General features: G+C 42.1%; 13 protein-coding genes and 2 tRNA genes. 3 read left to right on the top strand and 12 right to left on the bottom strand.

Translation table 11 applies throughout. The features are described 5' to 3' along the window. Positions 1-141 precede the first annotated feature (141 nt). The 8 genes from lysA to purU form a co-directional block, all read right to left on the bottom strand. Positions 142-1,302, bottom strand: a complete 1,161-nt coding sequence (gene lysA, locus HC965_RS02600) for a diaminopimelate decarboxylase (protein ID WP_167966059.1) — start codon at positions 1,300-1,302, stop codon at positions 142-144. Between the two features lie 77 nt (positions 1,303-1,379). Then, entirely contained in the window at positions 1,380-2,699 is a 1,320-nt protein-coding gene (locus HC965_RS02595) for an aspartate kinase (protein WP_191029958.1), read from the bottom strand. Between the two features lie 13 nt (positions 2,700-2,712). Continuing rightward, positions 2,713-3,438, bottom strand: coding sequence for a cell division ATP-binding protein FtsE (locus tag HC965_RS02590; RefSeq protein ID WP_191029957.1), 726 nt, complete (start codon positions 3,436-3,438; stop codon positions 2,713-2,715). Next, positions 3,423-4,034: a bifunctional phosphoribosyl-AMP cyclohydrolase/phosphoribosyl-ATP diphosphatase HisIE gene (hisIE, locus tag HC965_RS02585; protein ID WP_191029956.1), complete on the bottom strand. Its 612-nt coding sequence runs from the start codon at positions 4,032-4,034 to the stop codon at positions 3,423-3,425. The genes HC965_RS02590 and hisIE overlap by 16 nt, the downstream gene beginning before the upstream one ends. 21 nt (positions 4,035-4,055) lie before the next feature. Then, positions 4,056-4,811, bottom strand: coding sequence for an imidazole glycerol phosphate synthase subunit HisF (gene hisF, locus HC965_RS02580; protein ID WP_191029955.1), 756 nt, complete (start codon positions 4,809-4,811; stop codon positions 4,056-4,058). Positions 4,812-4,884: 73 nt separating this feature from the next. Beyond that, the gene (gene hisA, locus HC965_RS02575; RefSeq protein WP_191029954.1) at positions 4,885-5,604 is read right to left on the bottom strand and encodes a 1-(5-phosphoribosyl)-5-[(5-phosphoribosylamino)methylideneamino]imidazole-4-carboxamide isomerase; all 720 of its coding nucleotides are present in this window, start codon (positions 5,602-5,604) and stop codon (positions 4,885-4,887) included. Between the two features lie 193 nt (positions 5,605-5,797). After that, a complete protein-coding gene (gene hisH, locus HC965_RS02570; RefSeq protein ID WP_044653158.1) occupies positions 5,798-6,388 on the bottom strand; it encodes an imidazole glycerol phosphate synthase subunit HisH in 591 nt (196 codons plus the stop codon). Further along, a complete protein-coding gene (gene purU, locus HC965_RS02565) occupies positions 6,388-7,245 on the bottom strand; it encodes a formyltetrahydrofolate deformylase (RefSeq protein ID WP_004297049.1) in 858 nt (285 codons plus the stop codon). Before purU ends, hisH begins: the two co-directional genes overlap by 1 nt. Before the next feature lie 441 nt (positions 7,246-7,686). On the opposite strand from purU, the gene HC965_RS02560 reads away from it, so the two are divergent. Together HC965_RS02560 and HC965_RS02555 are read left to right on the top strand one after the other, a co-directional pair. After that, positions 7,687-7,760, top strand: a tRNA-Asp gene (locus HC965_RS02560). 60 nt (positions 7,761-7,820) lie between these two features. Beyond that, positions 7,821-7,894 (top strand) — tRNA-Asp (locus HC965_RS02555). A 343-nt stretch (positions 7,895-8,237) separates the two neighbouring features. On the opposite strand, the gene HC965_RS02550 is transcribed toward HC965_RS02555, so the two are convergent. The 4 genes from HC965_RS02550 to HC965_RS02535 all read right to left on the bottom strand — a co-directional run bounded on the left by HC965_RS02550 (position 8,238) and on the right by HC965_RS02535 (position 11,106). Further along, positions 8,238-8,804: a flavodoxin gene (locus HC965_RS02550; protein WP_191029953.1), complete on the bottom strand. Its 567-nt coding sequence runs from the start codon at positions 8,802-8,804 to the stop codon at positions 8,238-8,240. 51 nt (positions 8,805-8,855) lie between these two features. Beyond that, positions 8,856-9,683 carry a carboxymuconolactone decarboxylase family protein gene (locus HC965_RS02545; protein ID WP_191029952.1) on the bottom strand — a complete coding sequence of 276 codons (828 nt, stop codon included), beginning with the start codon at positions 9,681-9,683 and terminating at the stop codon, positions 8,856-8,858. Between the two features lie 357 nt (positions 9,684-10,040). Beyond that, positions 10,041-10,598 (bottom strand): hypothetical protein, encoded by a 558-nt coding sequence (locus HC965_RS02540; RefSeq protein ID WP_191029951.1) that lies wholly within the window; start codon positions 10,596-10,598, stop codon positions 10,041-10,043. Between the two features lie 115 nt (positions 10,599-10,713). Continuing rightward, on the bottom strand, positions 10,714-11,106 hold the full coding sequence (locus tag HC965_RS02535; protein ID WP_191029950.1) for an MmcQ/YjbR family DNA-binding protein: 393 nt from the start codon (positions 11,104-11,106) through the stop codon (positions 10,714-10,716). A gap of 266 nt (positions 11,107-11,372) precedes the next feature. Here HC965_RS02535 and HC965_RS02530 point away from each other — a divergent pair, with 266 nt between their 5' ends. Then, positions 11,373-15,584 carry an acyl-CoA dehydratase activase gene (locus HC965_RS02530; RefSeq protein WP_191029949.1) on the top strand — a complete coding sequence of 1,404 codons (4,212 nt, stop codon included), beginning with the start codon at positions 11,373-11,375 and terminating at the stop codon, positions 15,582-15,584. The last annotated feature ends 3 nt before the right edge of the window (positions 15,585-15,587 follow it).

Genomic DNA, 15,587 nt, shown 5'->3' with positions numbered 1-15,587 from the left:
AATCGTATTTTTTATTAAGTTGTTAATGTAGTTTCCTATTGAACTCATTACAAAAATAACAAGATTTCAGTTAAAATTGTTCCACGCCCTCTGCATTTTTAAATTACATTCACACTTTGGGCGTGGCTACTTATTTTTTAATTACACCAAATCATCGGAGGTATATCCTTTCGGCAGTTCACGGCAGTTGTAGCCGGATGCCATGATTTCGCCGTATGCACCTGCTGAGCGAAGGGCTATCAGGTCGCCACGCTTCACTTTGTTCAGGTCTATCGCCTTTCCGAAAACATCGGACGATTCGCAGATAGGGCCTACTACGTCATAGGCTTCTACCGGTTCTTCGGATGTAATATTTTCCATTTTATGGTAGGCTTGGTAGAGGGCGGGACGAATCAGGTCGGTCATACCGGCGTCGAGGATGGCGAATTTCTTCTTCGCTCCTTGTTTCACATACAGTACTTTGGATATTAATGTGCCACACTGACCCACGACTGCGCGTCCTAATTCGAAATGCAGTGTCTGGTAGGGACGCAGTTTCAGTTGTCCAGCGTAGGTTGTGAAGTATTCTTTGAAGTTCGGGATTGCCTGGCGGTTGGGGTGTCCGTAATCAATGCCGAGTCCACCGCCCACATTGATATGTTCCACTAAAATCCGTCGAGCTTCCAGTTTATCCTGTAATTCGTTGACACGATTGCAGAGGGCGACAAAGTCACCCATATCGAGAATCTGCGAACCGATATGGAAGTGGAGTCCGATGAACTTGATATTCTTCATTTCGAGAGCTACGTCAATCACTTTGTCCATATCCTGCATGCTGATGCCGAATTTGTTTTCAGCCAGTCCGGTGGTGATGTTGGCATGAGTATGCGCGCCTACATCGGGGTTGATGCGGAAGGCAACGTTGGCTATCTTGTTTTGTGCGGCAGCCAGTTCGTTGATAACTTCCAGTTCGGGGATGGATTCTACATTGAAGCAGAAGATACCGTATTCCAGGCCGAGGTTGATTTCCCAGTCGGCTTTGCCTACTCCGGCGAAAACAACTTTATTTGCAGGGAATCCGGCACGGATAGCCGCACGGATTTCTCCGCCGCTCACGCAGTCGGCTCCCATCCCACTCTCGCGGATGATGGTCAGTACTTTCGGGTTGGCATTGGCTTTGACAGCGTAATGCACTGAATAGTTAGGATATTTGGCAACCTCGTGGTTTATAGCCGACAATGTATCACGCAGCACCTTGGTATCGTAATAATAGAAAGGGGTCTGCAAAGTGCGGAACTTATCGATTGGAAATATTCCTTTCATAATTCGAAAAACTTGTTTGGTTAGTTGAAAAGAGCGCTTTTATCAGGTTGGTAAAAGCGCTCGTGTTATTTGTGGAATTATTTGTTGTTGAAAAGCATGTCGCTCAGCGACTGTAATGCTGTCTTCTTATCACATTCCCGGATGAGGAAGGAGATGTTGTAGTTACTTCCACCGAAAGAAATCATTCGCACCGGTATGTCGCGCATCGCATCGAGCGCTTTTGCTTCGAAACCGACGTTTTCCCATTCCAGGTCACCTACAACGCAGATGATACACATATCTTTGTCAATGGTCACTGTTCCGTATTTCTTCAGGTCATCGAGAATTTCGTTCAGATGCTTGGTGTTGTCTATCGTAACGGATACACCTACTTCTGACGTACAAATCATGTCGATGGAAGTCTGGTAGCTTTCGAAGATTTCAAATACTTTGCGTAGGAAACCGTGGGCCAGTAACATACGGCTGGATTTGATTTTGATAGCTGTGATGTTTTCTTTGGCGGCTACTGCTTTGATTTTGCCTTTTTCCGTGTCGTTGGAAATCAATGTGCCGGGAGCTTCCGGGTCCATTGTGTTCAACAGGCGCACAGGGATGTTGGCGTATTTGGCAGGCTGGATACAAGTCGGGTGCAGGATTTTTGCGCCGAAGTAAGCCAGCTCGGCTGCTTCTTCAAAGTGAAGTTGACGAACCGGGGCTGTCTTGTCCACAATGCGCGGATCGTTGTTGTGCATACCGTCGATGTCTGTCCAAATTTGGATTTCAGAAGCGTTCACGGCTGCACCAATCAAGGAAGCGGTGTAATCGCTGCCACCACGTTGCAGGTTGTCTATCTCACCGTAAGCATTGCGGCAGATGAAACCTTGCGTGATGTAGATGTCCATATCAGGATAGAGGTCGAGCTGCGCTTGCAACTTCTCCTTAATATATACAGGGTCCGGCTCTGCGTTCTTGTCAGTACGCATGAATTCCAAAGCCGGAAGCAATACGGACTTCGCGCCACATTCCTGCAGGTAGAAGTTTACCATAGCCGTAGAGATGAGCTCGCCCTGTGCCAAAACCACTTTCTCTTCGAACAAAGTGAAAAGGTCTTTCGTATAGGAGCGGATGTAGTCGAAGTGAGACTTGACAACTTCAAGACCTTTCTGTTTATATTCCTGGGTTGCGAAAAGTTCATCAACGTGCTGTTTATATTTAGATTCCAGCTTATTGATAATCTCGTTGGCACCCTCCGGATTCTTCTTATACAGATAGTCCGAAATTTCCACCAATGTGTTTGTCGTGCCTGACATAGCTGAAAGGACAACAATCTTCTGTTCACCATCGGTAATCAATTTGGCTACTTCCTTCATGCGTTGAGCAGAACCTACGGAAGTTCCTCCAAACTTTAAAACTTTCATTTTCGTTACTGTTTTAGTTATCTATATTTAAATCTATTTCTATTGTTCTCTGACGGGGCATGTATTCGCCGGTGACATCTACAATCTGATGGTCGGCGCAACGGTATACTCTGCCGGGGTAGTCTTTCAGCAATTGCAGGTTGTGGGTTGTCATCACTACGGATGAGCCGGATTCACAGATATTGTGCAGCAACTCTACAATGGATTTTCCTGTTTCTACGTCCAGGTTTCCGGTCGGTTCGTCCGCCAGGATGATAGCCGGGGAGTTGAGTACGGCACGTGCAATCACGATGCGTTGCTGTTCGCCGCCGGAAAGTTCGTTGGGCAGTTTGTAGCCTTTGTTGGACATTCCTACCAGGTCGAGCACTTCTTCAATACGTTCCTTTATCTCTTGTTTGTTTTTCCAGCCTGTGGCGCGGAGCACAAACTCGAGGTTGTTGTAAACGGTGCGGTCTGTCAGCAACTGAAAGTCCTGAAATACAATGCCTAATTTCCGGCGCAGTTGAGGGATATGCTTGCGTTTGATGGAACGCATATTATAGCCCAGCACCTCTGCTTCACCGTCCATTACTTCCAGTTCGCCATAGAAGGTTTTGAGCAAGCTCGTTTTGCCGGAGCCTACTTTTCCTATCAGGTAGACGAACTCGCCTTTGTGCAGTTCAAGATTGACATCATTCAGCACACAGAGTTCCTGTTGATGGATTTCTACGTTCTTATATAGAATTAATGTCTCTTCCATGTACTGCTATGTCTTTCCTGCAATTCGCGTGCAAGGTCTTCGATGCGATAGCCTTTTGAAGTTAGTAATACAATCATGTGGTAGATAAGGTCGGCTCCTTCATAGATCAGGCGTTCGTCTGTTCCGTTGGTTGCTTCGATTACCGTTTCCACTGCTTCTTCGCCTACTTTCTGCGCCATCTTATTGACGCCGGATTCAAACAGGCTGGTTGTATAGGAACCTTCGGGCATTTCTTCGTGACGTTTGTCGATGAAGTCTTGCAATGCTTTCAGGAACATTACCGGTTCTTCGTTCTTTTCGCCCCAGCAAGTATCCGTACCTGTGTGGCATACCGGTCCTACCGGGTTTACCTGAATCAGCAGGGTGTCATTATCGCAATCGGCTTTGATAGAAACGACATGAAGGAAATTACCGCTTTCTTCACCTTTTGTCCACAAGCGGTTCTTGGTACGGCTGAAGAAGGTTACTTTTCCTGTTTCTACCGTTTTGTCATAGGCTTCCTGGTTCATGAAGCCCAGCATCAAGACTTTACGCGTCTCGTTGTCTTGTATGATAGCCGGAACAAGTCCGTTCATTTTATCAAAATCCAATTCCATTTTATTTAATATCTTAATTTACTATTTACGCATTACAATACCTTCGCCGCAAAGATACGATTTTAAATCGGGAATTTTGATTTCTCCGAAATGAAAAACGCTGGCTGCCAACGCCGCATCTGCCTTTCCTTGCAAAAATACGTCGCGGAAGTGTTCTTTACATCCTGCTCCGCCGGAAGCGATGATTGGAATAGAGAGCTGGTCGGCGAGTGAAGCAAGGGCTTCGTTCGCATAGCCGGTCTTCACGCCGTCATGATTCATGCTCGTGAACAGGATTTCACCTGCACCACGTTCCTGGGCTTCTCTTGTCCATGCCATCAGTTCTTTATCGGTTTCGATGCGACCGCCGTTGAGGTAGCATTTCCAACCGTGGTCTGTTTGCTTGGCGTCTACTGCCAGTACGCAGACTTGGGAGCCGAAGTTCTTGGCGATATCATCAATCAGTTGCGGATTACGGATAGCGGAAGAGTTGATTGAAATCTTATCTGCTCCGGCATTCAGCAAACGATCTACATCGCTCAATTCGTTGATTCCGCCACCTACGGTAAACGGGATGCTGATATTTGCTGCAATCCGCTTGACTAGTTCGGTAAAGGTCTTGCGTCCTTCGTGGCTTGCAGTAATATCAAGGAAAACAAGTTCATCTGCTCCTTGTTCACTATAAGCCCGCCCAAGTTCTACCGGGTCTCCGGCCTGGCGCAAATTAACGAAGTTCGTTCCTTTTACTGTTTGTCCGTCTTTGATGTCGAGACAAGGGATAATTCTTTTTGCTAACACAATCCTATTTTATTTACTATTTGACAATTTAAACCTGTGCTTTGAACGAGGATACCGTTGTATGGTTGACTGCTTACAGAAAGATTCGTAAATCTTTCAATGTGATATGTCCTTCGTACAACGCTTTGCCAAAGATGACTCCGGGGATTCCGGCTTCGTCCAGGGCGATAATATCATCTATCTTGCTTACTCCACCACTGGCCATCAGATAGAGGTCGGGGAATTTGGCAAGCATTTCTTTATATAAATCAATAGATGGCCCGCTCAACATTCCGTCACAACTAATGTCGGTGCAGATTACTTTTCGTATTCCTTTCGTCATATAGTCTTCGAGGAATGGGAATAGTTCGCAGGCGCTTTCGTCTTTCCAGCCATTGACGGCTATCTTATGGTCTTTGACGTCTGCTCCCAGGATAATCTTCTCGCTGCCGTATGTTTCCAGCCAATGGGTAAACAGTACAGGGTCTTTTACAGCAATGCTTCCGCCTGTTATCATCTGCGCGCCGCTTTCAAAGGCTATCTTCAAGTCTTCGTCGCTTTTTACTCCACCACCGAAGTCTATCACAAGCGAGGTATGTGTAGCAATTTGTTCCAACACACGATAGTTGACTACATGATGAGAAGCAGCACCGTCCAAGTCGACCACATGAAGTCTGTGAACTCCGTTCGCTTCGAACTCCCTGGCAACTTCTACCGGATTCTCGTTATATACCTTCTTACTATCGTAGTCTCCCTGGGAAAGGCGTACGCACTTTCCGTCAATAATATCAATGGCTGGAATAATTTCTATCATCTATTTATTTACTATTTGACAATTTACTATTTACTATTTAATAGTTCAGACATTTAATTAGTCCTGCATTTAGCTAGTCGTACATTTAACTAGTTATGCATTTAACTGTTCGTGCATTTAGCTGCTCATATATCTTCCGTGTCACTCTATTTTAATCTTCTGAAAGCTTCATCTAAAACGATAAATCGGTTTATCAGAGATTAAGAAAGTTCGTCAGAATCTTTTCGCCTGTCTTTCCACTCTTTTCCGGGTGGAATTGGGTGGCATAAAAGTTATCTTTGTGCAATGCCGCGCTGAACGGATGAATGTAATCAGTCGTAGCGGCAGTAAATTCACAAGTCGGCACATAAAAGCTGTGTACGAAGTAAACAAATTCTTCTTCGGTGAATCCTTCGAAAAGTTTACTATTCGTATCTACAATGGTATTCCAGCCCATATGCGGCACTTTATCTTCATGTTTCTGTGGAACAAAACGCTTCACGTCTACATCGAAGATATTAAAACAGTCCACTCCCCCTTCTTCGGAATAACGACACATCAATTGCATACCGAGACAAATTCCGAATACAGGCTGCCGAAGGTTCTTTATCAATTCGTCCAGTCCTGTCGCTTTCAAGTGATTCATGGTAGTTTCCGCCTCTCCTACTCCGGGGAAAATTACTTTATCGGCCGACTGGAGTTCTTCTTTATCGGCAGTAATCACTGCTTCCACACCCAACCGCTTCAAAGCATAATCCACAGAACGGATATTGCCGGCATTATATTTTACGACTGCTACTTTCATTAGCTGAATATTACTGTTTTATTTTTATAAGCCAAGACTTTGCGTTCAATGTGCTTTTGTACCGCACGGGAAAGAACGATTTTCTCAAGGTCTTTTCCTTTATTTACCAGGTCTTCAATGGCATCTTTGTGAGTGATGCGTACCACATCCTGTTCGATGATTGGGCCTGCATCCAACTCAGTTGTCACGTAATGGCTGGTCGCTCCGATAATTTTCACACCTCTTTGGAAGGCTGCATGGTAAGGTTTCGCCCCTACGAATGCAGGAAGGAAAGAGTGATGGATATTGATTATCTTATTCGGATAAGCATTAATCATCTGTTCGGAGATTACTTGCATATAGCGTGCCAGTACGATAAATGTAATCTTATGTTTGGCAAGCAGTTCCATTTCTTTGCGCTCCTGTTCTTCTTTTGTCTCTTTTGTAATAGGAAACAGATAGAAAGGAATACCGAAACGTTCGGCCACGTGCTGCAAATCGGGATGGTTACTTATAATAAGAGGTATCTCCACATTCCATTCGCCTGCAGTGTAGCGAGCCAACATATCGAAAAGACAATGAGACAACTTGGAAACGAAAATAGCCATACGCGGTTTCACATCCGAGAAATAAAGGCGGAAATCCATTTCGTATTTTTGGCCGTAAAGTGTCCTGAAGTAATCTTCAATCTTTTCCTGGGGAACTAAGAAGTCTTTCAATTCCCATTCAATACGCATGAAGAATATGTTTTCTACATGGTCTACATATTGGTCCAAATAGATAATATTTCCTTTGTTTACCGTAATAAAGTCTGTTACTTCCGCAAGGATTCCCGGTTTGTCGGGACAGTGCAATAACAGTTTGGCTGTTGTCATCATTCTTTCTAGTAATTTACGATTCTAGGCGGAATCTTTTCCACCTTTCTTATTTTAGTCCGCAAAAATAACGATTTATTGCAAAATTACGAATTATTCAAGCAGAAAGTTGATATAAAAACGGTGATTTCTTACAGATAGAAAGATATTGAGGGTTATTTCCTATGGAAAGAATGACAAAACTTTAGGATAGTGACGCTATCGGTTTCAGATAGTGACGGTATCTTATCATGATAGTGTCACTATAACAACCGGATACCGTCACTATCCAAACAGAAAAAAACAATATTTTTTTTCATTACAAAAGTACTCAAAATGAGACACTAAGCTTTTTTCTCGCATTTTCTTGAAAAAAACTTTTTTTAAAACGCTTGCAGATTTACAAAAAACAACTACCTTTGCACTCGCAATCGAGAGAGATGCAGATTAACAAGTTGAAATTCTGGTGCGTTAGTTCAGTTGGTTAGAATACCTGCCTGTCACGCAGGGGGTCACGAGTTCGAGTCTCGTACGCACCGCTTCTTTCATAAAAAGAAGAAGCAGAAAGAAATGAAACGAGTTAATCCAATTATAAAATTGGTGCGTTAGTTCAGTTGGTTAGAATACCTGCCTGTCACGCAGGGGGTCACGAGTTCGAGTCTCGTACGCACCGCAAAGGAGAATGATTAAAGTCATTCTCCTTTTTTTATTATAAGAAATGTTTATCCGACTCAAAGCTCTATCCGAAAGAAAAAGAGGGTGTCAGAACTCTCATAAATTAAAATCACCCTTGCTACAGATTGAACTGTACCCCCAAAGTTGGACACAAAACTTTAGGAGTGTAGTTCAGATTGTTGTAGCGAGGGTGATTTTGTTAAAAGGAAAGTTTTTACACATCCCCTTCAGCATTGTATTGTTCAGATAACACTTACTCTGAATGGATGTAAATGCGCATACAGTGTTGGTATTGTGAATGGTTCCGATGCAGACAGTCTATTTTAAACTCTTCCATACGTCTATTTGATTACTTGTTTTGCCCACTCTCCGGCTTGTTTGACACTTCCGTTAAGTAACCGGCTTTCCCCCCATACGATTTTTGGATAAAGTTTCTTAAGCTGTTTCACACTGTTGGTTATCGAACTTCCTCCGGAAGTGGCGAATGGAATAACGGTTTTACCGGAGAAATCATATTTCTCAAGGAATGTATTAACCGGACGTGGGCATAAGTCCCACCATATCGGGTAACCGATAAATACCACGTCGTAATCTTTCAGGTCAAGCACCTCTCCACCCAATTCCGGACGTGAATTTTCAGTCGTCATTTCGACTGAACTACGGCTATTCTTGTTGTGCCAATTGAGATCTGCCGAAGTATAGGCTGTAGCGGGAGTTATCCGGTAAAGTTTACCACCGACTGCTTTGGCAATGGCATCAGCAGCCTTTTCCGTAGTTCCAGTACAAGAGAAATAGGCGACAAGGATTTTCTTGTCAGATTGCACATTGGTATTCGCTGCCTGTTTCTGTGCTTTTGATGGACAGCTAAAGCAAAGGAGACTCATAAATATTAATATAATCTGTTTCATTTTACTTTGATTTTAAATATTTTTTATCGCTAGAAACTGAATTGACAGAAATCATTGCTTAGCCCGTTCGAGCTTATTGTACTCTTCATCTGTAACCGGTTCAAGCCACTCATTGGAAGTGTTTTCGCCGGAAATCTCAAAGGCCAAATGAGCAAACCAACTGTCGGCTGAAGCACCATGCCAGTGTTTCACATTGGCGGGGATATGGATAACTGTGCCAGGCAGAATCTCTACCGCCGATTTCCCTTCTTCCTGATACCAACCGCGACCGGCCACGCCGATAAGCATCTGCCCGCCGCCTTTCGTTGCACGATGTATATGCCAATTGTTACGACAACGGGGTTCAAAGGTGACATTGGAGATATTTACCTGCTCACGTGAAACCGGAGCAAGGTAGCTGTTACCGACGAAATACTGCGCATAGGCTGCATTGGGCTCACCGATGGGGAAAATCATTTCGCGTTGGAAGGCTGCTTTGGCATCTTCACCAGTCGTATCTTCAGCCCACACGCCCTTTGCCAAATTGAATGCTGCCCACGCTTTCGGCCAACCGGCATAGAAGCCTATGTGAGTGATAATCTCAGCGATTTCAGTACGAGTGATACCATTCTTCTTGGCTGACTGAAGGTGGTAAACGAGCGAATTATCCGTGATGCCCTGACTAATCAGAGAAGTAATGGTTACTAAACTGCGGTCACGCAAACCGAGTCTGTCAGTGCGGCTCCATACTTCTCCAAAGAGAACGTCATCATTGAGTTCCGCAAATTTTGGGGCGAACTCTCCCAATTGGTCGCGCCCTGCTGTCTGTACTATCTTTTCCTGTGCCATAACATTGAGTGTTAGAATACTGAATACTGAAAATAAAAAGAGTTTATTCATAATTATTTCATTTATTGGATTTCTATTAACTGTTTATTTTTCATTGTTAAACTTCTAACTGCAAATTTACTGCAATGCAACAAACAAACTTGTATATGATTTACGGATATTTGTACCCAAATTCCCGATTCTGCAATAGAACCGCATATAATTTGAATTAAATCTTAAAAAAGGAATATTTAAACATCCAGGAAAAGTTATGTAACATTTTTCTTGCTTCTATTCTATTTGAGGACGGATTATCATTACAAATCAATTATCCTATTTACAGCCCAAGAACCGTACATATCATTTTTTAAAAGAATAAAAGCTCCGCAATTTAAAAATTACGGAGCTTTTTATCTCTATAATTAGAGCTTATATTCTCGAAATCAACTTCAAAGTTTTCAAATCATAGATTAATATTTCATTCTTATCTGCCTTATCATGCTTGTTATTGTTGTTTGTATCATAATAACCTGTGACAACAAGTTTTCCTGTTTGTGCATTGACAGTCCAATCACCTGCGAAGAACTTATCTTCCGTAAGTTGAGTCCTCTCTTTTCCATCGGTAGATAAGATGATGATTTGCATAGGATCTTCCCAATCAATACCCTTTTTACCATTTAAATCAATAGTACGGGCAGAAAGAAGAATAAGATTTATCCCTAAACTATCTATTTTGATTTGTTTGACTTCTCTAATATAGGCATCTTTATCAAAATCTATTTGTTTTGTTTCATCATTCATCGTATTGATGAACAGTAGCTTTTTCTCATTGACATCAAATACTTTTCCACGATTCTCAATGGAGGCGATAACATACTCAGTTCCTTTCACCTCGATTAATTTGTCGAAATGAACATAACCATATTTACTCTGACCAAATGAAAAGCTACTCAATCCGATAAAGAAAATTATCAAAAACTGTTTCATATCATTATTATTTTAGTTGTTTTGATGACCTAATCTACTTATGCTTTTTTCCCTTTCTACATTATTATAGTATATAAAGGTAATGTTTACTCAATTACATACAATACAACTTTTTTTATTCTATCTGAGAATTCTCCAAATTCAAAAGGCTGCAACGTTCCTCTTTCGTCAAACTATTGACAACTATATTATAAGACTTGCCTACAAGCTCTTTTATTTTTTCATCGGATACATCCTGGTTAAAGTAGACACTAATCCAGTACTTTTTATTCATGTGCCATCCCGGTTTGATTCCTATATATTCACTCTGCAAAGCCAGGGATTCATCAGGGTTACATTTGATACAACAAAAATCGAATATTTCTATGTTGACAAAACAGAACCATTTGTCGAAGATATAGAAACAAAGGACATCACGACTGTATGTATCGCGCACATGAGAAAAAGGCATTTTTTCTGTAACACCTTTAAGAGACAGGCAATATTCTCTAAATTCTTCGATATTCATATTGTTTTCTATAATAGTAGGTACAAAACTATTAAAAATAATGGCAAAGCAAAAGAGAAAAGCAAAATTAGCGGGTGGAGATACTTATTTTCTATACAAAAAGGATAGTTATTTATCATAGGCCTATATATAAGTAGCTTATTTTAAGCGACTTGTTAATTAAGACAAAAACTTCGTAGGCAACTTACCACATCTACAATCTTTTTACATACATTTGCGTCTGACACATATGTCAAACACTAAGTTATATATAATCTATTTTTTATATGAATGTTTATAAAGTCGGCTTAGACATTGGTTCTACTACTGCAAAGATGGTGGTATTGGACAAAAACGAAACTACGGTCTTATTCTCCGGATACAAAAGACATCAGGCAAAGATACAAGAATGCTTGCTGGCATTTCTTCATCAGATAAAGGAACAGTTGGGTGATATTCCTCTCTCCTTTCATATCACAGGGTCTGTCGGTATGGGAATCTCCGAAAAATGTGCTTTACCTTTTGTGCAAGAGGTTGTAGCGGCAACAAACTATGTTCATCGGAATTATCCGCATACCTCTACTATGATTGACATCGGTGGAGAAGATGCTAAAGTTGTTTTCTTTCAGGACGGACAAGCTACAGACTTGCGCATGAATGGGAACTGTGCGGGCGGAACCGGAGCTTTTATTGACCAAATGGCTATCCTGCTCGGAGTTTCCATTGAGGAGTTGAATGATTTGGCACTTCGCTCTACACAGATATATCCCATCGCTTCGCGTTGCGGTGTATTTTGCAAGACGGATATACAAAATCTGATAGCTAAGAATATATCTAAGGAAGATATAGCGGCATCAATTTTTCATGCAGTAGCCGTACAGACTACTGTTACGCTTGCACGCGGATGTAATATCACTGCGCCTGTGTTGCTATGCGGTGGTCCGCTGACTTTTATTCCGGCTCTTCGCAAAGCATTTGCCAATTATCTGAAGTTATCGCAGGAAACGGATTTCATATTACCGGAAAAAGGAAATCTAATACCTGCCTGGGGAGCAGCATTGGCAGAAAGCGATGATGAAACAATGCTTCTTTCTATGCTGATAAACAGGTTGGAAAGTAAGTTAAGTATCACATCTCCTTTCCAAAGTAACCTCTCGCCTATATTCAATAATGAACAAGAATATGAGTCATGGAAAAAGGAGAAGGAACAGTATAAGATTGAATATGCAGCCTTACAACCCGGATTGCAGGAAGCAACTATCGGTATCGACTCCGGTTCTACTACCACCAAAATTGTAGTACTGGATAATGATAATCGAATTCTTTACTCTTATTATCATGACAATAACGGAAACCCGATAAAGACAGTAGAGAACGGATTGCAGAAACTGGCTGAGGAATGCCGGAGACGCGGAACTGTCCTCAAGATAAAAGGGGGATGTTCTACCGGATATGGAGAGGATTTGATAAAAGCAGCCTTCCGCATGGATGCGGGAATTATTGAAACAATCGCTCATTATGCCGCTGCGAAGTATATCAGCAAGGAGGTTTCTTTTATCCTGGATATTGGCGGACAGGATATGAAGGCTATTTTTGTCAGCAATGGAGTAATCAACAGAATAGAAATCAATGAAGCCTGCTCGTCAGGATGTGGTTCTTTTATCAGTACTTTTGCTCAATCACTGGATTATAGTGTGGAAGATTTCGCTAAAGCGGCTTGTTTCTCCAAGGCGCCGTGTGACCTGGGCACACGCTGTACGGTCTTTATGAATTCAAAAGTAAAACAGGTGCTTCGTGAAGGGGCAACCGTAGCGGATATTGCTGCCGGTTTATCTTATTCTGTCGTGAGAAACTGTTTGTATAAAGTGTTACAGCTAAAAGATACGGATGTGCTTGGCGACCATATCGTCGTACAAGGCGGAACTATGCGCAATGATTCTATCGTGCGAAGCCTGGAGATGCTGACAGGAAAACAGACTTTCCGAAGCAACTGCCCCGAATTGATGGGAGCTATCGGCTGCGCCCTGTATGCTAAACAACTCGGATGCACCAGGACGACAGAACTGAAAGAAATGTTGCAATGGGCACAATATACTTCCAAACAACTACAATGCCGTGGATGTGAAAATCAGTGTGCCATCATGCGGTATACATTCAATAATGAAAACCATTATTTCTCCGGCAACCGATGTGAAAAGGTGTATTCCAACAAAGGAAGCGATTCGGAGAAAGGCGTCAATACATATAATAAAAAGGTGGCGTTACTGTTCGACCGGAATGTAAATATTCCGAGTCCGGTATCGACGATAGGAATTCCGCGTATCCTGAATATGTATGAGGAATATCCTTTTTGGCATACATTGTTTACTGCCTGCGGCATTCAGGTACGTTTGTCGGAACCTTCTACGTATAGAAAATATGAGACTGCCGCCAATATGGTGATGTCCGACAACATCTGTTTCCCTGCCAAACTGGTACATAGTCATATCGACAATCTGATACAGCACAATGTAGACCGGATATTTATGCCGTTCGTCGTTTTTGAGAAAAAGGACAAGCAGCAGCAAAACAGTTACAACTGCCCTATCGTTTCCGGTTATTCGGAAGTAATCAAGAGTGTACAAGAGGAAAATATACCGATAGATGCTCCGTCTGTAACATTCAAAGATGAAGCATTATTGTATAAGCAATGCAATGAGTATCTGAAATCTTTAGGTATTCCGGATGAGATATGCAAAGCGGCTTTTGCAAAGGCTTTAAAGGAACAGCATGCTTTTGAAGGAAAACTTGTTGCCTATAATAAGGAAGTGCTGAAAGAAGGACAAAGAAAGCATAAACTGATTATACTTCTCGCCGGACGGCCTTATCATAGCGACCCGTTGATACAGCATAAGGTTTCGGATATGATTGCCGATATGGGAGTGTATGTAGTGACGGATGATATCATCCGCCATGACAATATTTCATTGGAAGAGACTCATTATCTTTCTCAATGGGCATTTACCAACCGTATTCTGAAAGCGACGAAATGGGCGGCATTGCAGCAGCCCGATGTACAATATATGCAAATGACTTCATTCGGTTGCGGGCCGGATGCTTTCCTGATAGATGAAGTGCGTAGCTTGCTGAAACGGCACGGGAAAAATGTTACCCTATTAAAAATAGATGATGTCAACAATATCGGTTCTATCAAGTTACGGGTTCGTTCGCTGGTGGAAAGCCTGAATTTCAGTCTGCGGCAAACAGTAACGAAAGAGCCGGAAGCATTTGTTTCGACCGCTCCTTTCACCAAGAAGGATAAGAAGAAGAAAATCATAGCTCCCTTCTTTACACCTTTTATTTCACCGCTTATCCCGTCGATTATGAGAGTAGCCGGATATGAAATGGAGACTCTGCCGCTGAGTGACGCAGATTCATGTGACTGGGGACTGAAATATTCGAATAATGAAGTGTGCTATCCGGCAACATTGATTGTCGGGGACATTGTGAAAGCTTTTAAAAGCGGACGTTACAACCCTTCGGACACCTGTGTTGCCATCACGCAAACCGGTGGGCAATGTCGTGCCAGCAATTATATTTCATTGATAAAGAAAGCATTGATAGAGAATGGATATACAGAAACTCCGGTCATATCACTTGCTTTCGGTAGTGGCATCGAGAACGAGCAATCCGGTTTTAAAGTGAACTGGCTCAAAGTTTTGCCGATAATACTCGCGTCTGTGTTGTACAGTGACTGTATCGCCAAATTCTACTATGCAGCCGTTGTCCGCGAAAAGGAAAAGGGACAGGCGGCCCGTCTACGCGATTTATACCTGAATACAGCGCAATCTATCGTTGAAAAAAATAAGCCGGAAGATTTATTAAGCTATCTGTATTTGGCTGCCAAAGAATTCAATAAGATTTGCGAGCAGAAATCCTGCCACAAAGTGGGTATTGTCGGAGAGATATTCCTGAAATTCAACCCATTCGCACAAAAGGATATTACTTCGTGGCTTATCAATCAGCAGATAGAAGTCATTCCGCCATTGATGACGGACTTCTTCATGCAAGGATTTGTCAATCTGAAAGTAAGGCAGAACGAGCATTTGCAACGGAAAAATATTCCTGATTTTGTAATTGACTGGTTATACAAGAAAGTTCAAAAACAAATTAATAAAGTGAATGAGATAGGAAAAAGTTTCGATTATTTTACTCCGTTCGAATCTATCTATGAAAAGGCGAAAAAAGCTAAACAAGTAATCACTCTAAGCACACAGTTTGGAGAAGGTTGGCTGATCTCCGGTGAGATACTTTCTTTCGCTTCCCAAAATGTCAATCATGTAATTAGTTTACAGCCTTTCGGCTGCATAGCCAATCATATTGTACAAAAAGGAATAGAAAAACGTATAAAATCACTGTATCCTCAAATGAATATACTATCTTTAGACTTTGATAGTAGCGTCAGCGATGTAAACATAACAAACAGGCTCTTACTTTTTATTGACAACATAAGCAACTAGAAT

It is taken from the genome of Bacteroides sp. GM023, assembly GCF_014750685.1.
GTDB lineage: Bacteria > Bacteroidota > Bacteroidia > Bacteroidales > Bacteroidaceae > Bacteroides.
This window is presented reverse-complemented; position numbering and strand designations above follow the sequence as displayed.